The organism is Mucilaginibacter sp. P4_C11, from assembly GCF_056402115.1.
In genome coordinates this window covers 111,225-131,466 of sequence record NZ_JBFUIA010000018.1, presented here as the reverse complement: position 1 = coordinate 131,466, position 20,242 = coordinate 111,225, and the positions used below count along the sequence as shown (strand labels likewise).

The 20,242-nt window shown below is 42.3% G+C and carries 12 protein-coding genes; 6 read left to right on the top strand and 6 right to left on the bottom strand.

The features are described from left to right. Positions 1–33: 33 nt before the first annotated feature. Positions 34–4,221: a hybrid sensor histidine kinase/response regulator gene (locus AC1DU2_RS17700; RefSeq protein WP_477385631.1), complete on the bottom strand. Its 4,188-nt coding sequence runs from the start codon at positions 4,219–4,221 to the stop codon at positions 34–36. Positions 4,222–4,568: 347 nt separating this feature from the next. On the opposite strand from AC1DU2_RS17700, the gene AC1DU2_RS17695 reads away from it, so the two are divergent. The 3 genes from AC1DU2_RS17695 to AC1DU2_RS17685 all read left to right on the top strand — a co-directional run bounded on the left by AC1DU2_RS17695 (position 4,569) and on the right by AC1DU2_RS17685 (position 7,295). Continuing rightward, complete coding sequence (locus AC1DU2_RS17695) at positions 4,569–5,951, top strand: OmpA family protein (protein WP_477385629.1); 1,383 nt, start codon at positions 4,569–4,571, stop codon at positions 5,949–5,951. A 227-nt stretch (positions 5,952–6,178) separates the two neighbouring features. Next, a complete protein-coding gene (locus AC1DU2_RS17690; RefSeq protein WP_477359457.1) occupies positions 6,179–6,595 on the top strand; it encodes a response regulator in 417 nt (138 codons plus the stop codon). A gap of 133 nt (positions 6,596–6,728) precedes the next feature. Continuing rightward, positions 6,729–7,295, top strand: coding sequence for a Crp/Fnr family transcriptional regulator (locus tag AC1DU2_RS17685; RefSeq protein WP_477385627.1), 567 nt, complete (start codon positions 6,729–6,731; stop codon positions 7,293–7,295). On the opposite strand, the gene AC1DU2_RS17680 is transcribed toward AC1DU2_RS17685, so the two are convergent. The 5 genes from AC1DU2_RS17680 to AC1DU2_RS17660 all read right to left on the bottom strand — a co-directional run bounded on the left by AC1DU2_RS17680 (position 7,288) and on the right by AC1DU2_RS17660 (position 17,327). Then, positions 7,288–11,508 (bottom strand): hybrid sensor histidine kinase/response regulator, encoded by a 4,221-nt coding sequence (locus tag AC1DU2_RS17680; RefSeq protein ID WP_477385625.1) that lies wholly within the window; start codon positions 11,506–11,508, stop codon positions 7,288–7,290. The two genes, AC1DU2_RS17685 and AC1DU2_RS17680, sit on opposite strands and share 8 nt — an antisense overlap. Before the next feature lie 234 nt (positions 11,509–11,742). Beyond that, positions 11,743–12,963, bottom strand: coding sequence for a family 8 glycosyl hydrolase (locus AC1DU2_RS17675; protein WP_477385623.1), 1,221 nt, complete (start codon positions 12,961–12,963; stop codon positions 11,743–11,745). Positions 12,964–13,054: 91 nt separating this feature from the next. Further along, positions 13,055–14,620, bottom strand: a complete 1,566-nt coding sequence (locus AC1DU2_RS17670) for an ArnT family glycosyltransferase (RefSeq protein WP_477385621.1) — start codon at positions 14,618–14,620, stop codon at positions 13,055–13,057. 179 nt (positions 14,621–14,799) lie between these two features. Then, positions 14,800–16,107 carry a UDP-N-acetylglucosamine 1-carboxyvinyltransferase gene (gene murA / locus AC1DU2_RS17665; protein WP_090649199.1) on the bottom strand — a complete coding sequence of 436 codons (1,308 nt, stop codon included), beginning with the start codon at positions 16,105–16,107 and terminating at the stop codon, positions 14,800–14,802. A 467-nt stretch (positions 16,108–16,574) separates the two neighbouring features. Beyond that, on the bottom strand, positions 16,575–17,327 hold the full coding sequence (locus AC1DU2_RS17660) for a DUF4290 domain-containing protein (RefSeq protein ID WP_477359442.1): 753 nt from the start codon (positions 17,325–17,327) through the stop codon (positions 16,575–16,577). A 369-nt stretch (positions 17,328–17,696) separates the two neighbouring features. Between AC1DU2_RS17660 and AC1DU2_RS17655 the strand changes: the two genes are divergently transcribed. The 3 genes from AC1DU2_RS17655 to AC1DU2_RS17645 all read left to right on the top strand — a co-directional run bounded on the left by AC1DU2_RS17655 (position 17,697) and on the right by AC1DU2_RS17645 (position 20,104). Continuing rightward, positions 17,697–18,806 carry a mandelate racemase/muconate lactonizing enzyme family protein gene (locus AC1DU2_RS17655; RefSeq protein WP_477385618.1) on the top strand — a complete coding sequence of 370 codons (1,110 nt, stop codon included), beginning with the start codon at positions 17,697–17,699 and terminating at the stop codon, positions 18,804–18,806. Positions 18,807–18,973: 167 nt separating this feature from the next. Continuing rightward, complete coding sequence (locus tag AC1DU2_RS17650; protein WP_477385616.1) at positions 18,974–19,438, top strand: N-acetyltransferase family protein; 465 nt, start codon at positions 18,974–18,976, stop codon at positions 19,436–19,438. Positions 19,439–19,948: 510 nt separating this feature from the next. Continuing rightward, positions 19,949–20,104 (top strand): hypothetical protein, encoded by a 156-nt coding sequence (locus tag AC1DU2_RS17645; protein ID WP_477385614.1) that lies wholly within the window; start codon positions 19,949–19,951, stop codon positions 20,102–20,104. Positions 20,105–20,242 lie beyond the last annotated feature (138 nt).

Sequence of the window (20,242 nt, the reverse complement as noted above, 5' to 3'; positions counted from 1 at the left end):
ATGTTAGGATAATGCTAAAAAAGCTTCATTCAATTATACCCCTGCATTCACCTGTTTACCATACTTTTCAAGCATACCAATAATCTCACTAAGCTTCATGGGTTTGCTCAGGTAATCGTCCATGCCGGCTTGCAGGCAGGCTTCCTTGTCTTCTACCATTGCATTGGCTGTCATGGCGATAATTATTGGCTGAATGGCTACGTTTTTCCTGATGTAACGGGTTGCTTCCAGGCCGTCCATTTCGGGCATCTGGATATCCATCAGGATAACATCGTATTGCTTTGCCGCCACTGCATCAATGGCCTCCCGGCCGTTTATAGCAATATCTGGTTGATAGCCCATTTTATTAAGTATCTGCCTGGCTACCTTTTGGTTTATCAAATTGTCTTCGGCAATCAAAATATTTAACGGGTATTTAATGGCCAGTTCTTTTGACAGTGCGTCTTTTTGAGGTTTTTGATCGGCCGCAATCGTTTTATCGTTCTTTAACTGATCTATAATATGTTTAAGCAATATATTATGCTTGGCCGGTTTGGTCAATATTACATTAAACAGGTCAAAATCGCGTTTGGTTTGTTTATCAATGGAACTTAGTAATATTAGGGGCAGGGTAGGGTGTGTAGCTTTTATTTTACGTGCCAGCTGGGCGCCGTCCATCTGCGGCATATGCATATCTGTAATTACAAGCTCAATTTGGCTGTTGGTGGCTAAAATGGCTAAAGCTTCATCGCCGGAACTGGCTATTAAAGGAACAAATTTCCAATGCTTCAACTGGTTCTCCATAATATTGCGATTGGTTGCATTGTCATCAACAACCAATACCTGTTTATTTTCCAGGTTGGCGGTATCCAGGTTAAAATTGCTTGAATTGGTTTTTATCCCAACCCTGGTTTTTATGTTAAAGCTGAATGTGGTGCCATGTGCAACCCGGCTGCTTACTTTAATTTGGCCGCCCATTAAATGAATTAGTTTTTCGCTGATAACCAAACCAAGCCCTGTGCCGCCGTATTTGCGCGTTGTGCTGGAATCTACCTGCGAAAATGCCTTGAAAAGCCGCGATAATTTATCTTCGGGTATTCCAATACCTGTGTCGCGAACGGTGAACGACAATTCAAAACCGCCATCATCTCCTGTAAGCCTGTCAACATTAATAAATATTTCGCCTTCGGTTGTAAACTTAATAGCATTGCCTACCAGGTTTATCAATACCTGCCTCAGGCGCATTGAATCGGCAATGATGTGCTCCGGTACACCGGGCTCTATCTGGTAAATAAGGTCGATGTTTAGTTTTGATGCTTTATCAGCAAAAAGATCGAGTACACTTTCTACGCAATCCCTGATGTTAAAGTCATGCTCTTCCAATTCCATATTGCCCGATTCGATCTTGGAAAAATCGAGAATATCATTGATTACCGTCAACAGGGCATCGCCCGAGTGTTTAATAGTTTCGGTGTATTCGGTCTGTTCGTCGGTAAGGTCGGTATTGGCCAGCAAGGTTGCCATTCCTATCACACCATTCATTGGTGTACGGATTTCATGGCTCATGGTAGCTAAAAATATACTTTTGGCTTTGTTGGCATTTTCAGCTTCCTCGCGGGCTTTTTCTGCCGCTTCGCGCGATCTTCTTTCTTCGATAGTAAGCTGTGTGATGCTTTCGGTGCGTTCTTTTACCTGTATTTCAAGTTGTTCTTTTTGCTGCCTTACAGCGCGCATCCGGTATTTAAAAAAGCCGTAAATTAAACCGGCAAATGCCAAAACACCAAGAGTATCAAACCACCAGGTAAGCCAGAATGGCGGTATAATAGTTATTTGAAGCGGAGTTGTTACCGGCGACCATAATCCCTGGCTATTGCGGTATTTCAGCCGTACATGGTAGGTGCCAGGTGCAAGGTTGGTATATAAAGCTGTATTATGGTTACCAATATAATTCCATTCCTTATCAAAGCCGTCTAAATAGTAGGCGTACTGCTTTCTGTCAGTTGATGCGTAGTCAAGTGCCGCAAATTCGAAAGAAAACACGGATTGTTTATACGATAGCGTGAGGTTGCGGGTATCGGTAATATCATTTTTTAGCGGCGAGGGGTCCTGTGCGTTCACCGCGATGGTAAGCGGTTTGTTAAATAATTGAAAGGAGGTGATAACCAGGGGGGCAAAGCCGGCCTTTTTAAGTACCTTTTCAGGCGAAAAAGAATTAAATCCATTAATGCCGCCAAAATAAATAGTTTTATCAGTTGTTTTTAAGGCCGAATGGGGTTTGTACTCGTCGCCCTGCAGGCCATCTTCTGTAGTGTAGTTATAAAAGGTTTTATTTTCAGGATCAAATTTGGATAACCCACCGTTGCTGCTTATCCAGAGTTTGCCGGCATCATCGGCTCTTATGGCATAAATGATGTCGCTTGGTAAGCCGTCTTTTTTTGTAAATGTAGTAAAGTGTTTGCTTGACAGATCAAAAAGGTTGAGGCCCGATAGTGTAGCCAGCCAAAGCCGGCCTTTATTATCTTCAAAAATATCGGTTACGCCATTGTTACTTATGCTGTTTGTCTTTTCGTCGTGAACAAAGCGGGTGAACGTATTTGTCTTGCTGTTAAAAAGGTCCAACCCTCCATCTGAAGTGCCTACCCATATGTTGCCTTTTTTGTCTTCAAACATTACATAAGGCCTTGGGCTGCTAATAGATTTTGGATCGTTTACATCAAAATGATAATGGGTAAATACCTTGGTGTCGTGATCATAACAGTCTAATCCATCATTAAAGGTGGCCAGCCATGTCTTCCGGTTACGGGCATGTAAAATGTAATAAATATTGTTGCCGCCAATTCCCTGTAGTTTGGCGGCATCGTGCTTGTAATTGGTAAAAGTATTTTTTTTAGGATCAAATACGCTTAGTCCATCGCCCCAGGTACCAATCCAAAGTTTGCCATCAGCATCAGGCTTTACTGTAAGTACATAATTACCGGTTATGCTGTTTTTTCCATCGGGCGTTTGTTTATAGGCCTTAAACGTTTTAGTTACCGGGTCAAACTTGTTTATTCCGCCGCCATCGGTGCCAATCCAAATTTTATGGTCTTTATCTTCAGCCAGGTCAAGTACGTAATTATTGGACAGGCTTTCAGGGTGACTATTATGCCGGTATAAGGTAAAGCTGGAGGTTGTTTTTTTTGACAGGTTGATGCCGCCGCCAAAAGCGCCAACCCACATATTGCCCGTCCGGTCACGACAAATACCGTATACCGAATTACCGTTGATACTGTTGTTATCTACCTCATCGTGCTCATAGGTGCTAAATTTGCCGGTTTGTTTATCTAACACACAAAGGCCACCGTTTTCGGTGCCTATCCATAAGTTACCATCTGTATCATTGTTTAAAGCATAAACTGTATTAGATGAAATAGCGTCGGCACGGGTTTTATCCTGTATAAAACGTTTAAATATTTTATTGGCGGGGTTAAACAAAAAAAGTCCGTCGTTTTGACTGCCCAGCCAAAGACGATGGAGTTTGTCTTCAAATATGCAGCTAATAACTACGCTGTCAGGGGTTTTTGTTACCGGATCATAGTACGGTAACTGTATGAAATTGTTTGTTTTTGGATTATAAAGGTTCAATCCGCTGCCTGTTCCAATCCAGATCCGTTGTTCTGAATCTTTGTAAACCGTGCGTACATTGTTGTTGCTCAGGCTACCGGTGTCCTTATCGCTGTGCTGGTGATGTGTAAAAGTATTGCCGCTTAAATTGTAGCGGTCGAGTCCGCCGTTTTGAGTTGCAATCCAAAGGTTACCGTTATCAAAAAGCAAACGGGTAATAATATTGTCACTAATGCTTTTGGGGTTGCTGCTATCATGTGTATAACGTATAAAACGGCCTTTGCTGCGTTGAAACATGTTTAAGCCGCCTTGGGTTGCTAACCACATGTTGCCGTTATTGTCTTCAACAATATCTGTTACATTATTGTTGCTTAAAGAGTTACTGTCCTTGTCATCGTATCTGTAAGTAATAAAGCGATAACCATCATACTTATTGAGACCGTTTCGGGTAGCAATCCACATAAAACCCCGGCTATCCTGAAAAATACAGTTTACATTTATTTGCGATAGCCCTTCGGCGGTGCCCACATGCAAAAATTTAAGACTTTGGTTTTGGGCGTGGCCAATAAACGGAATTAAGCTGCAGCTTAGTATTAAAGCGCAAATAATCGGTTTAAGAATACGGTACCACTTGTACATACAACGTTGCTGATACAATTTAAATGAAAAAAGTTGCCAAAAATGGAACGGTTATAATTATCGTTCTTATACGGTTACGATAGTAATTAGTTGCTGTTAAGTTAACAGATTGAGCAACAATCAAAGATATAGTATTGGCGGCAAATATAAAATGTACTGTTTTTGATGCATTTGCTTTTTTATAACAAAATCTTAGCGTAATTGAATGGTATTATCCAATGCTTTGTAATGAAGACTGTTAACAGGTAAATGAAGGCATATTTACCACACAGGCTATTTGGGGCATTAATGTTGCAACATCATTGTTGAGGTAACCGGAAGGTGAGCCTTATACTAAACACGATAATATGAAAAAAAATTTAACAAAAGCCACATTGATTCTTGCCGGATTGATGGTTGGCGGTAAATTATTCGCTCAAACTGCAGATACATCTGTTGTTACTAAAGATTATATAAAGCCATTTTCAGGTGGCGACCAGATGCGTACCTGGTCAATAGGTGTACACGGCGGTTTATTAACTCCTTTTACTGTATTTGGAAGCAATAATAAGCAAGATTTTACCCATCCGCAGGAGCAGGTTGGATATGGTGCCTATATCAAAAAACAAATTTTGCCGTCATTTGGCCTGCAGGCCGATTTTCTTCGCGGTAAAGTTAAAGGAACCAGCAGCCAGCCAGATGGTTTAGGAAACACGGTTTATTCGCAATATGAAACCAATATTAACTGGTCTGCAGCTTTAAGCGCCAACATTACACTGGCCAATATTAACTGGAGGCACGAAAAACCTTTTATTCAACCATACTTAACAGTAGGAGCGGGTACCATGAACTATACGCCAAAAATTACCCCGGTTGGTGGCCAGCAGGTTAACTTCAAAAATACAGGTAACGGGTCAATTAACGAGGTGTATATTCCTTTAGGTTTAGGGTTGAAGTTTGACMTGGCTCCGGGAGTAAACCTTGATCTTGGTTACCAGGTTAATTTTGTTAACTYCGATAATTTCGACGGCTATAAATACGGATCCGGAAACGACAGGTTTTCGTATGCCCATATCGGTTTAGAATTTGCCCTTGGGAGCAGAAAGAAACCACAGATGGCTACACATAACCCGGTAGCATCTATGCGAACAGAGTACATGTGGCAAAACGAACAGACTAAGAATGCCTTGCAACAACAAATTGACGCTGAAAAAGCTAAAAACGATGCACTTAGAAACGATTTGAATGCTACGAATGCAAATCTTGCAAAATTAACCACCGATAGTGACGGAGATGGCGTGGCAGATGTTAATGACAAATGCCCCAATACGCCTGCCGGCACAAAAGTAGATGGCTCCGGCTGTCCGTTGGCTAAACCCGAGGTTAAAGTATATGTAACCGAGGAAGATAAGAAAGTAGTTAAAGATGCTATCAAAAATCTTGAATTTGATTTAGGTAAAGCAACCATTCGTGCACACTCATTGCCAAGCCTTGATAGGGTTGCACAATTGTTGGTTGATAAAAACTTTAGTTTAAAGCTGGCCGGGCATACCGACAATACCGGTTCAAACGATTTGAATATGCGCCTGTCAAAGGATCGTGCCGAATCAATTAAAGCTTACCTGGTAAATAAGGGAGCAAATGCCTCACGTATTGAAGCTACGGGTTATGGCCAAACGCAACCAATTGCAACCAATAAAACTGCAGCAGGCCGCCAGGCTAACCGCAGGGTTGAATTTACCTTATTTTAGGATAAGGATGGTATTTTAATATAGAAAGCCTTTTGGATGTTCCGAAAGGCTTTCTTTGTTAGTGCTAATTAATTAAAGCTGTTTTTTTATATCCCATTCGTTATTATACAAGTCAAAATACATAAGGATTTACTTTAAACTTGCGGAAAAATTGCCAAAATGATTGTTTGTTTTGGCTAATAATGAAAAAATATCAAAACAATGGATGTTTAATTTGTTGTTTAAGAATGAATTACAATCAACCCACCGATGTACTGATCATAGATGACGATGTAGTTAATAATTTTATTGCCGAGACTTTAATCAAAAGGGCAAGTAAACATACCAATATAACAGTTTGTTTAAACGGCCGCGATGCTATCGAAAAGCTATTAAGTATTAAGCAAGAATCGGGTAAATTGCCTGAATTTATATTCCTTGACCTGGCTATGCCGGTAATGGATGGCTGGAAATTTCTGGATGAATATCACCGTTTAAATATTGGCGACGGCAGCAACAGCCAGATTATTATATTATCCTCTTCTATATTCAGGCACGATATAGATCGCGCTTTAAAGCACAGCGTTGTGAAGGAATACATCAGCAAGCCACTTAATATGGAGTTAATCAGGAAGGTTTTAAAGATAGATCATCATATCAATTAATTCAGTCCGGTTTATCTTGCCTCCGAAAATAGGGGTGAATCGAAAAGCGTCCTAAATTTTCAGTGCAATAATTTGTTATAACGCAATTAATTGTACGCCGGAATTGCCGAACTTGGGTAAATTTTTGTTTACTATGAGCACGCAGCTGAAAAACTTTATCAGTAACTACGTAAAGCTGGATGACGCCGAACTGGATGATATTGCTGGCCGGTTTAAAAAAAAGCAGCTAAGTAAAAATGAGTTTCTGTTAAATGAGGGTGATATCTGCAGTGATCTTGTTTTTGTTCAGGAAGGATGTTTAAGGCTCTTTTATCTTACCGGCGATGTGGAAATATCGGTATGGTTTGCCTTTAAAAACTCATCGGCCATTGATATTTACAGTTTTATAAGTGAAAAAGCCTCTGTTTATTTTTTACAGGCCATTGAAGATAGTGAGGTGATGTATTTGCCCAAAATCGAATTGCTAAAACTATATCAAACACATCCCAAAACGCAGGAGATGATGCGCAACTTTTGGGAGGATGCCGTGCTAAATCTTATCGATAGGTTTACTGCTTTGCAAAGAGATTCGGCCGAAGAGCGTTACCTTCAGTTACTCTCAAAGCCACCATACATTCAAAAAATCCCGCAAAAGTACCTGGCGTCGTTTATAGGCGTTACGCCAACGTCGCTCAGCCGTATCCGCAAAAATATCAGGTAATTTTAGCGTATGCATCTTTTAAAGCGGCCAATAAAAGTTCAATGTTAATGGGCTTGGACAGATAATTGTCCATACCGGCGGTAAAGCAATTGTCCTTATCCTCGCTAAGTGCGTTGGCAGTGAGGGCAATTATAATGGGTTTGGCGCCATGATTTTTTCGGATAAGCCTTGTAGCTTCAAGCCCATCAATATTAGGCATCTGGATATCCATTAATATAATTTCGTAGGGATTTTGCTCCATCATTTGCAATACTTCTTTGCCATCATTTGCCAAATCGGGCTGGTATCCCAATTTGTTCAAAACGCGGATGATGAGTTTTTGGTTCATTAAGTTGTCTTCGGCAACCAGCATCTTAAAAGGATACTCCGTTGCGAATTTTTCTGATAACAAACTTGCTTTCTTTTCGGCACTCACCACCGTTTCGTTTTTTAACACTGTTTCAATAATATTGTAAAAGTGCTGTTGTTTAACAGGCTTTGTAAGTATTGATGTAAACAGGTGCGGATGAGTTTTTTTGCTGTCGTTGCCAATAGAACTCAATAATATTACCGGACATAAAACTGGCAGGGCCTTTATCCGGGTACCCAGGGTTATACCATCCATATCCGGCATTTGCATATCGGTTATAATCAGGTCGATATGCTTTGTGTCCGATAATACCGATAAAGCCTCCTGCCCGGATGATACGGCGATAACTTCAGTTTTCCATTTTTCAAGCAGCGTTTTTAATATCCTTAAATTGGTTTCATTATCGTCAACCACCAACACTTTTTTTCCTTCGGCTATCTTACCATTGGGTATTAACATAGCCGGGGGGAATTGCGCGCAAGTGTTACAGATGATATTGAAGGTAAAAGTGCTGCCAAACCCTTTTTTGCTTTGAACGGTGATTTGGCCCCCCATTAATTTGGCCAAACGCTCGCTAATAACCAGGCCGAGCCCGCTGCCACCATATTTACGTGTTACAGATGAGTCTATCTGGTTAAATGCTTTAAATAAATTGCCAAGCTGGTCTTCCGATATCCCGATGCCGGTGTCCCTTATCGCAAATGTTAGTTTTAAAGTATCGTTATTTATAGTTTGTGAGGTTACATATACAAACACTTCGCCTTTGTGGGTGAATTTTATGGCGTTGCCCACCAGGTTTATCAAAATTTGCCGTAAGCGCAAGCCATCTGCAAAAATGTCGGGCGGTACCTGGTCGTCAATTTGATAAATCAAGTCGATGCCGGACTTGGTAGTTTTTGAAGCAAACAGGTCAAATACGTCTTCAATACATTTTCTGAGGTTAAAATTATGCGGATCGAGCTCCAGGTTGCCCGATTCAATTTTTGAGAAATCAAGAATATCGTTAATAACTGTTAACAGCGATTCGCCGCTATTTAATATAGCTTCTGTATACTCCCGTTGTTCGGTATCCAGCTTCGTATCTTCAAGTAACGATGCCATGCCCAGCACACCATTCATTGGTGTGCGAATTTCATGGCTCATGGTGGCCAGGAAAGTACTTTTGGCCATGTTGGCCTTTTCGGCCTCTTCGCGGGCTTTTTGTTCCTTCTCGCGTTGCTCAATTAACTCTTCTGACTGCGACTGTAATTCTTCTGATTGTGCCTGGTATTGTTGTGCCTGTAGCTGTAACTCTTCGTTTAAGATTTTTAAATCGCTTGTTTGCCTGCTTATTTGCGTGGTACGCTCATTAACTAATTTTTCCAGTTCGTGTTTTTGCGCATCTAAAAATTTAATCCGCAGCTTGTAAATTATATATATGCCCGCCAAAATAAATATCGCCGCCAGCGTACGAAACCACCATGTTTTCCAGAATGGGGGCACAATTATTATCTTAACAGCTGTTGCATTGTTGTTCCATACGCCATCGTTATTTGATGCTTTAACTAAAAAAGTGTACGTGCCTGGGTCAAGGTTAGTGTAAGTAACGGCGTGCTTGTTTCCTATATATCTCCATTCGGGGTCAAAACCTTCCAGCTTATAAGCGTACTTGTTCTCCTGTGGAATTGTATAGTCAAGCGCCGCGAATTCAAAAGTGAATACTGATTGGAAATGCTTGAGCCCGATTTGGCCGGCAGAGAAACCATCTTGCTTTAAAGCAGGATTTACAATTGGTAAAGGAGCCGGCCTATTAAATAAATTAAAGCCTGTTATCCTTACAACCGGAACGTTGTTGTTAAAACTTAGTTTAGTTGGGTCAATTACATTGAACCCGTTTATGCTGCCAACAGCAATTCGCCCATCAGCCAGCCTGGTACCGCTTGATAAATTAAATTCCAGGCTTTTGGCCCCATTGTGTTCGCCAAAGTTCCTAAAAGTTTTATTCACCGGATCAAAACGTGTAATACTCTTTAATGTAGTAATCCATATAAAACCTTTGTTGTCGGCTGTTAGGTAATTTACTGTGTTATTTATCAATCCGTTATCTTCGGTGTATGCAGTTATTTTCTTCGTTTTAAAATCATAACAATTTAAACCACCTTCCATGGTGCCTATCCACATGTGTTCGTTATCTTCATAAAAATAACTTATCACATTACTGGTAAGCTTGCTGTTTTCAGTATTGATCCTTGAAAACTTGCTCGTAGCCGGATCGTAGATACTTACTCCGTTGGAGTAACCACCTAACCAAATATGGCCGTCACGACTTTCGTAAAGTGCTTGAATTGAATTGTCGGCTATCGAGTTGGGATCTTTTGGGTCGTTAACCCATTTTTTTATTTTTTTTGTTTTTGTATCATAAGTATTTACACCTCCCAGGTTTGTGCCCATCCAAATGTTGCCCCTGCGGTCTTCAAGCAGGGCGTAAACAGCCGTGCTGTTTATGTTTGTTGGCCCATTTCCCATCGTAAAGTGGGTGAATAGTTTTGATTTAACATCGTACCGGTCTGCACCATTGCTGTAAGTCCCCAGCCATACCGCGTCATTTGCTTTAGTCATTAAAATACACGAGGTATAATTACTTATCAGGCTGTTTTTCGCCGAACTGTCATGGGTGTAGGTAATTCCGGTGCCTGTTGCAAGGTTGAAATAAACCAAACCAGCATCTGTAGCTAAATAAAGCTGCCCCTTATTGTCAGGAGCTAAACCCCGGATAATATTTTTTGCCGATGGTGAGTTGTTAGGCGAGGACTTAAATGAGGGGAAAATATTGAGATTTTTGTCGTACTTTAAGACCCCTTCGCTTGAGGTGCCTACCCATAATGTATGTTGCTGATCGGCAAACAGAGCGTAAATGCCATCATTTGGCATGTTTTCATTTTCAGGAGACGGTTGATTTATAGGGACAAATACTTTTTTATCCACGTTTAGCAGCTGTAATGTAGTATTGGTACCAACCCAAAGTTTTCCCGCTTTATTGGCCGATAAACTATAAATAGGATTATTGCCGGTGGCGCTATAGCGATCCGCTTCGTTGGCATAGTGGGTAAAGGTAAGGCTGCTCCTGTTAAGCAAGTTCAATCCATTGTTTGTGCCTATCCAAAGGTTATGGTGTTCGTCTTCGGTAATGGCATTTATTGAATTATTGCTGATACTTTTGTTGTTTTTAGGGTCGTGAATAAATCTTTTGAAATGTTCCGTTTTTTCGTTGTATAAATTCAGGCCGCTATCGGTACCTATCCACAGCTGGCGGTAACCATCTTCGCAGATGGAATAAACAGACGCGCTGCTCAGGCTGTTGGTATCTTTGCTGTTATGAATGAAGTGTTTAAATTCGGTTTTGCCATTCATAAGCAGGTTCAGCCCATTATCTGTACCAACCCAAAGGTTGTTTTTGGTATCACTAAAAAGGCTGATGATATTGTTGTTGTTTAGGGCTGATGGCTTTTTCGGGTCGGCTTTAAAGTTTACAAATTCATCTTTTTCCCTGTCATATTTACTAAGCCCGCCCATGCGTGTCCCCACCCAGATGTTCCCTTTTTTATCTTCGCAAATGGTTAAAATGTTGTTGGCTTGTAAGCTTTTGTTGTTTTTTGACCGATGTTTATACACCGTAAACTGGTACCCGTCAAACTTGTTAAGGCCATCCTGGGTACCAAACCACATAAAGCCATAACTATCTTTTAGTATGCTTGATATCGAATTTTGCGAGATACTGTTTGAGCTGTTAACCCGGCTCATTTTTAAGCCAATGTCCTGCGAAAAGACTCTGCCATTTAACAACAGCAAAATAATGAGAAAAGCAAACAGGTGTTTATTGGACATTATTCGACGATGTTCGGCCCTTGTTTATACGCTAATTTTTATTCAAATGTTTAACAGCTTAAATTACAGTAAAATTTTTATAATTGAGGCAGCTGGCATAGATGAAACATCAGTTTAGTGTTAACCATGAATAAATATTAAATTGTTGATTATCAGATTTTTGTATGGCATTTTGCCTGAAATGTGTTAAGTTATCTTAACCCAATTTAGCTGCGGTTGCCCTGAGGCAAACAGCTAAACCTTCCAATAATTGCCGCTGAGTATAATCATATTTAACATTTTGATGCTGTTGTCGTAATAATCATAATCTTTTAGCTTAAAATGAAGCAGGTAATCCCAGGTGTGGTTTAGCCATTGCTGGTTTTTGCTATCAGTCATCGCAGCAACGGTAAAGGGCGCGATAAAGCTCAACGCTTCGAAATGACGGGTAGGCAGGTCATTACCGGCCAATGTGTAGCCGGCAGATATATTATCGGGATTATCGCTGCTTGTCGACCGGATCCAGTGGTTAATTTTGGATGTTATTACTTTAGCTCTTTCATCTCCATATAACAAATAATCGGCCGCTACGCGCCAGGGTACACGGCAGGCATTATAGTTATAACAGCCATCATACTTCGATTCCAGGTACATAGGCCTGGCGGGATGTGGGTTTTTGTTTACCTGCTGTATAAAGTCGGGCACCAGGCCTGCATCCGGGCTGTATTTTTGCTGCATCCGGGTAAAAAGGCGATAGGTATTGTTGGTTACTTTATCCCAGCTTGCGTCGCCGGTTACCGCTCTGAATGCTTTAAAGTGCGATGGCATAAAATCGGATGTACGGGTATCAAAATAATCCTCGCTGTCGGCTTCAACATCATTGCCGAGCAGAATGGTAAACTGCTGCCGGTTAATTTCATACTTCATGATATCGGCTATCAGCAATTTGGCTGCCTTTAAATAGTTAATGTTGCCCCGGCTGCCCCATTGCTTATCGGCGAGTAATAGTGAATAGGCAATGTCCATATCGCCGTCTGTTGCCGAGGAGCGATCGGTACTAACACCTTTTTTATCTTGCGCCCAGGCCATCAGGTATTGTCCCTTCCGCGCAGGATGCAATTGATAATATCTGAACAATGCATCATAAACGGGCTTTGCAGATTGATCGGCCCCGGCCATCAGGGCAACTATAATCATGCCATAGCCCTGTCCTTCAGATACACATTGTTTATTGCCCGGCCTTTCAAACCAGATATAGGTTTGGCTTTTATCAGCCGCCTGTTTTACATAGCGGTTTTTCCATTGCCAATAAAAGTTAACCGTGTTGTTGTCAAGGCTTTTTTGGTTTAGGTGATTGGGCAGGATAGCACCTTTTGTATAAGTGGTATGCTGCGGGAAGGGTTTTGATGCTGATTGCGCCCTTAAACCATTGCAGGTAAGCAATATCAGCAGTAATGTATTTCCTGTTTTTAGCATAGCCTGTAGTAAAGATACCTATCAATGTTGGGTGCGCCAATGCCAGGTAAAAAACCTTTAGCATTTCACCCTTTACCTTTCGCCTAAACGGCTATTCCATCCTCTTCCTGATCAGCTCCTTCCGGTATCTTTCCTTTAGCGGGAACTTGATGTCTGTAAGCAGGTAAATGCCGGTGCCTTTTTCTCGGGCGAGGTAGTATTCCACTTCGCCTATTTTTTTGTACGAGCCTATCATGTTACCAGCCACAAACTGCCGAATGTTTTCGCCGCCGTTATCATCCACATAAATCATGTATTTGCAGTTAAGCGTATCGGGCGCCCAAAGCGTAAAACTGCTGTTAAGGGATACTACATCGGGATAGTTATATTGTTTGCGGTAGTGGTGCAATGCGCCGGCCTCGCCATAGTTATCGGCGTATACAATGGTTTGTTTTTGTTGTTCGGGAGTAAGGCTATTGTAAGCTACACCAACTTTTTGGGCCATTTCATCCCAGCCAAGCATGTCGGCATAATCTTGCGTGGTGGCGTGTAACTTTTGGTCTTCCCAGGTCATGGCAAACCTGAAGGGGGGCAGGTTTTTGCCGGTAAACCTAAAAAACGCCAGTGTTTGTTGCAACGGTAAAATGGGCAGTACCAAAGGCAGCAACAGCATATTTGGAATGGTAAAACAGGCAATAGTTAAAGTACGCAAAGCATAACCGCTTGTTTTTAACCATCGTTCAAACCCAAAGCCACCTGCCGCAAACAACATAGGATAAGCCCCGAACAGGTAGTAGTTTTTACCGTCCATCTCCAGTAAAAAAATGAATATCAGTACGTAAGCAATGGCCAGAAACTGGAAATTGCGCAGCTTGAACGAAAAGATTAAAAATACGAAACCAGTGAGCCAAACAAACAAAGCAATACCATGAACCGTGAGTTGCTGTTTGATAAAGTCGCCGGTAGTAATATAATCAAGTTGTTCCTCGCGCAGGGCTTTCATATGGGTTATCACCGGGAAATGGTGCGTTACCTGCCATATAAAGTTGGGCAGAAATATGAGCATCGCCAAAGCCATTGCGCCCAATATGTGCCGGTTAAACAATAGCTTACGCTGCTTGCTGATGAGCACTCCTATGATAAGCGCTATGGTAAAAAACAACATGGTATATTTGGTAAGCATGCCAAAACCAACAGTCATACCCAGCCAGTATAAATACCTTACATCGGTTGTGTTGAGGTATTTAATAAAGAGCCAAACCGTTAAAACCCACCAGAATTGATCAAACACAACAGGCTGAAAAAGATAATCGCTTGCAGCAAATGCCGGCGAAAATATCAGGGTGAGGCAGGCCAGGGTAATGGCAAACCTACGGCCACCAAATTCAACTACAATACGGCCTGTAAACCAGATAATGAGCCCTGCAAATATGGTGGGGAAGATACGCGCCGCAAAAACCGAGTTGCCAAATAAGGTGATAGTTAACTTGGCCAACAGTGCGATGAATGGCGGTACTTCTTTATATCCCCAATCCAGATGATCGGCCAGTACAAGGTGCAAAAACTCGTCGCGGTGAAAGCCGAAGTGCCCAATGGCAAACAGATTTAAAATGACCTTTATAAATACAAAAATCAATATGAAATAAACGTACGTCGACTTCCGGTTTCTGTAGGGCATGTTCTGGAGCTTAAAGCTGAAAGCAAAAAAGCCGAAAGCTTTATGCTGGAGGGTAAAGATAATTCTTTACCGGTAAAAAGCAAAAGGGGGCAAAGAGTGGTAAAAGGAGAAAGGTAAAAGGCGAAAGGTTGGAAAACTGTTTGTAGCTACCTTTTACCTTTCGCCTTTTACCTTTAAACCTAAATACGAGTTATATCTGCGCCTAAGGCTTTTAAACGGGTATCAATGTGCTGATAGCCACGCTCAATTTGTTCAATATTATAAATGGTTGATTTGCCTTGTGCCGATAACGCTGCAATCAGCAGGGAAACCCCGGCGCGGATATCAGGCGAGGTCATGCTGATGCCTCGTAATTGTACTTGTTTGTCTAAACCGATAACCGTGGCACGGTGCGGGTCGCAAAGGATGATCTGGGCACCCATATCCAATAGTTTATCTACGAAGAACAAACGGCTCTCAAACATTTTTTGGTGGATTAAAACCGATCCTTTGGCCTGTATTGCCACTACCAATACGATGCTCAGCAGGTCGGGGGTAAAGCCGGGCCAAGGGGCATCGGCAATGGTCATGATAGAGCCATCGATGAAGGTTTCAATTTCATAGTGATCCTGTGCAGGGATGTAAATATCGTCTCCGCGCAACTCTAACTTGATACCCAGGCGTTTAAATACATCTGGGATCATGCCTAACTCTTTGTAATGTACATCTTTGATAGTAATCTCAGATCCCGTCATTGCAGCCAGGCCGATAAATGAGCCAATCTCGATCATATCCGGCAGCAAGCGATGCTCGGTGCCGCCTAATTTGGTAACACCCTCAATAGTAAGCAGGTTTGAGCCTATGCCGCTGATTTTTGCACCCATGCGGTTAAGCATTTTGCAAAGTTGCTGTAGGTATGGTTCGCAGGCTGCATTGTAAATGGTGGTGGTGCCTTTGGCAAGCACAGCAGTCATCACAATGTTGGCGGTGCCGGTTACAGATGCCTCATCCAAAAGGATATAGGTACCTTGCAGGTTGGATGCATCTACATTGAAAAAACCGTCTTCCGGGTTATAATCAAAGCGGGCACCCAACTTCTCGAAGCCTAGAAAGTGCGTATCCAGCCTCCTGCGGCCTATTTTGTCGCCGCCGGGTTTGGGGATGGATGCCTTGCCGAAACGCGCCAGCAGTGGCCCCACAATCATAATAGAGCCCCTTAAGCCGCCACCCTTGGTTTTGAAAGCCTCCGACTGGAAAAAATCCTGGTCGATATCTTTGGCGATGAAAGTATAAGTTGATTCGTCAGTTTTTTCGGTGATAACGCCCATATCGCCCAGTAGCTCAATGAGTTTGTTAACATCCTTAATATCAGGTATGTTGCTGATGGTAACTTTCTCTTCGGTAAGCAGTACTGCCGAAATTACCTGGAGTGCTTCGTTTTTGGCCCCTTGAGGGGTAATTTCACCTTTTAGCGGTTTTCCGCCGTTTATCACAAATGCGTTAGTCATGGGTGTTTATAATTGATAGGTCAAATGCTTCAAATGTTGTGAACACCCGAAAGTGTTAAATGTGTTTTTATATCCGGCAAAGATTATAATTTTTCCTGATTGTTCATTAGTTCATTGGTTCATTAGTTCATTAGTTCATTGGCCTTTTGCGGCGAATTTGGGCGCTTTGTTGGTGTTAAACTTTTTAAACAGGTTTTTTTGTGGCCAAAAACGCCATAAATGCTCAAAAAACTGCTAATAATACACTATTAATGAGCCAAAAATTCGCACAAATAGTACAAAAAGATGCCACTTTTTTTAATTTAAAAAGTTAGCAAACAAACAACCCCATTCTTTTTTACAAAGAACAGGGTTGTAGTATTTGTCGCAATAATTAACCGGTGCACCAACCACCGATTGTAAAAATAATCGCCCCAAAAAATTCACCAGACAAGACCAATGAATTAATGAACCAGTGAATCAATAAACTAATATTTTTTAGCGCCCTGGTTACGGTTACGGTTGTTTTGGTTATTGTTGCGCGGGCCGTTGTTATTTTGGTTATTGTTGGTACGGCCACCGCCACCACCGCCGCGGTTGTTGTTATTGTTGTTTTGCTGGTTGTTACGGCCGCGGTTGTTATTGTTGGTGCTTTGCTGGTTATTGTTAGGTCTAAACTCAACACGGTTAAGGTTAACATTTTCGTCCAGTTTTAGGGTGCCGCCAGATAAGGCGTACAAATCGGCAATAATGCTTTCGTCGGTAACAGAATCTTTGTTCCATTGCACATAGGCCATTTTCATAAAATTGGCTATGGCCTGTACCATGTGGCGTTTGCGCTCGGGCTCATCAATGGCTTTGGCTTTTTCAATCATCAGCTCAATGGTTTTGCCATAGTGCTTGTATTTAATGCGCTGGTGCGGGTAACGCAGTGGCTGTGGTTTCAGATGAATAGCCTCAGGTGTCGGTTTGGGGTAGGGGGCATCTACATCAATCTGGTAGTCAGATATAATGTGCAGGTGATCCCAAAGTTTGTGTTTAAAATCGGCCACATCGCGCAGGTGCGGGTTTAAAAAACCCATCAGGTCAATTACCACCTGTGCGTAGCGGTTACGTTCTTCTTTAGTGGGCAGCGCAATAATGTACTTAACCATGTTTTGTACGTTGCGGCCGTATTCTGTCAGGATTAATTTATTCCTGGTTGAATTATAGTCAAATATAGGCGTGTTGTCTTGTGCCATGCAATTAATAATGTTTTTAAGAAAGTTTTAAGTTAGCCATGCGTCTTTTCCCTGTGTAACAAGGGCCCAGGAGGCTAAAATTGAATTGTATTTGAATAGTAGTAATGCAAATATAACATTATAGTTATATAATGTGCAAATAAAAAAAGCAGCCTCACCCAAACCCTCTCCAAAGGAGAGGGCTTAAAAAAGAATAGTTCCGGAATCGCCGATGGCTTGAAAAATCGTAATTTGCGACTACATAGCCACCTGTCATGCTGAGGTACGAAGCATCTGTTAACCACCAAGCATGGCCAACATGCAAAGTTCGGGAATAGATGCTTCGTACCTCAGCATGACAGGTGGGCAGAGAAAAGAAATACCGTTTCCATGCAACACAAACTATTAATTACCCATATCGACGTTTATCGTTTTAGCATCCCCATGGAGCCCTTTACCATTGCTACAGGCACCATGGATCATGCGCAGAATGTGTTTATCCGGGTGCATACCGATGCCGGCTTTTATGGGGTGGGCGAGTGCTCGGCCTTCCCCATGATTGTGGGCGAAACACAGGATACCTGCCTGGTAATGGCTAAAGATTTTGCCCGGCTGTGGATTGGTAAAGATGCGCTTGACATCCCCGCCCGCATGCAGCAGTTGCATGCCGCCGCCGCGGGCAATACCACCATCAAAAGCGCCTTTGATATTGCCCTGCATGATATTGCCGCTAAAAATGCTGGCTTGCCCTTGTACCGGTTTTTGGGCGGGGAGAAACGTGTGGTCGAGTCGGATATTACTATTGGTATTGATAGCCCGCCAACTATGGCCATGAAGGCTTTGTACTTTAAAGCCTCGGGGGCAAACATCCTGAAGGTGAAACTGGGCAAAAATGCCGCCGCCGACGTGGAACGGGTTAACCAGATCCGCGAAGCGGTAGGCCCCGGAATGCGCATCCGTATTGATGCCAACCAGGGCTGGAGCTTTGACGATGCCGTTTTTGCCCTGCAGGCCATGGGAGAGTACAACGTTGAGTTTTGCGAACAGCCGATGCGCACCTGGTACGATGATCGGCTGCCCGAACTGATGCAGCTATCGCCCGTAAAAATTATGGCCGACGAAAGCGTATACAACCGCCACGACGCCCGCAAACAGATCAACAGCGGCAGCTGCCACTACATCAACATCAAAATGGCCAAATCGGGCGGAATTCTGGAGGCTAAAGCCATCCACGACGAGGCCCAATCAAAAGGCATTGCCTGTATGATGGGCGGGATGCTGGAAAGCCGTATAGCCTTGAGCGCCAAACTGCATTTTGTATACGCCAGCCCCAACGTCAAATTTTATGATATGGACACCTGCATGCTGGGCCACCTGGTTGATCCCTGCGTAGGTGGTGTTACTTATGACAGCTATAAATTGAATATTGACGATGCGATAGGCATTGGCGCCGATGCTGATGAGGAGTTTTTGAAGGGCTGTGAGCATTTTAGGGTGTAATAGAATATCATTAACCCGAAATGCAGAAGTTAAAGTAATATCGAATAATGAATTTTGAATATCGAACGCCGAAGTTTTTCGGTTCATTATTCGACATTGGACATTCGGTGTTCGATATTATATCTTTCTAAATTTCTTATACTTAACAAAACTAAACATCCCACCCCATGCAAATCCGCCCAGCCATCCTCAACGATATCCCAACCCTGCTGCAATTTGAGCAGGGCGTTATCACCGCCGAGCGCCCCTTCGATCCAACCCTGGTGCCCGGCGCTATCAAATATTACGACCTGGAAATGTTTATTACCTCGCCCGATGTGGAACTGTTAGTTGCCGAACTCGACGGCCAGCTCGTAGGCAGCGGCTACGTCCGCATTAAACAAAGCGAAAAAATTTATTTTGATTTTGAACGCTTTGCCTACCTTGGCTTTATGTACGTTTTGCCGCAACACAGGGGCAAAGGCATCAATAAGCTCATCATCGACAAGCTAAAGGAATGGGTCAAAGCACAAGGCCTCACCGAACTGCGCCTTCAGGTTTATGCCGGTAACGAGGGCGCGGTACGGGCTTATGAAAAAGTTGGGTTTGGGAAGCATATGGTGGAGATGCGGATGGGGTTGGAGGCGGAATAAATGCACGACCGCTATTTGAAGTCGAAGATTTCGAATTGCGGAGGCATAAACACTGTTATCCCAGCTTATTCTTATAAATAAAAAGATATGGAACATCAATGTTATCATGTAGGATGGTGCCCTTATTGTGATCGGGGGTGGATTGACATTCAAAAAAATGCGTTGGACAATAGGCTTTTTCTATTATGCGATGAATGTGATACTATATGGCGAGATCCCGAATATCTAATACTGGGCGAACCGACAGTTCCGCGAATTCAAATTAAAATAAATGAAGCTCCCTCTTTAAAGGAAATTGAAGACGTCGGCTGGGATAAATTTCTAATCTCCATTGATGACTTATGAGTCGCATAAAGGAAACCCGGTGCTGTTCATTAGAGAACAAAGGGTTTTTAACTAAAGCAAATTAACTACTAAAAACTTTAGTTCGTTACCAATTGTTTATATATTTGATAGAGAAGAGGGTTGCCGACCATTTTCTTTCGCATTTATTAAATATAAAAGGATGTTATGGCAGAGTTAAAACGTTATGCTGATTTTGCTGCTTTGAAGTTGGCTCCAAAGGCCAACCCAAAATCAAACATTATTGATTCCGAGAAAGTCAAAGAGTTGGAAAAGTTTTTCGAATTATTGAGAAGCAATTTGTTGATAAAAAAGACATTATAACATGACGCGGGGTTATGGAAAATGAATTGATTGCCGACCTCGTTAAGGTTTGCAAAGTGCTCCAAAATTATGGCATTGAATATCTAATTGTCGGAGGGACTGCAGTTGCATTACATGGGTATTTCCGAATTACGATGG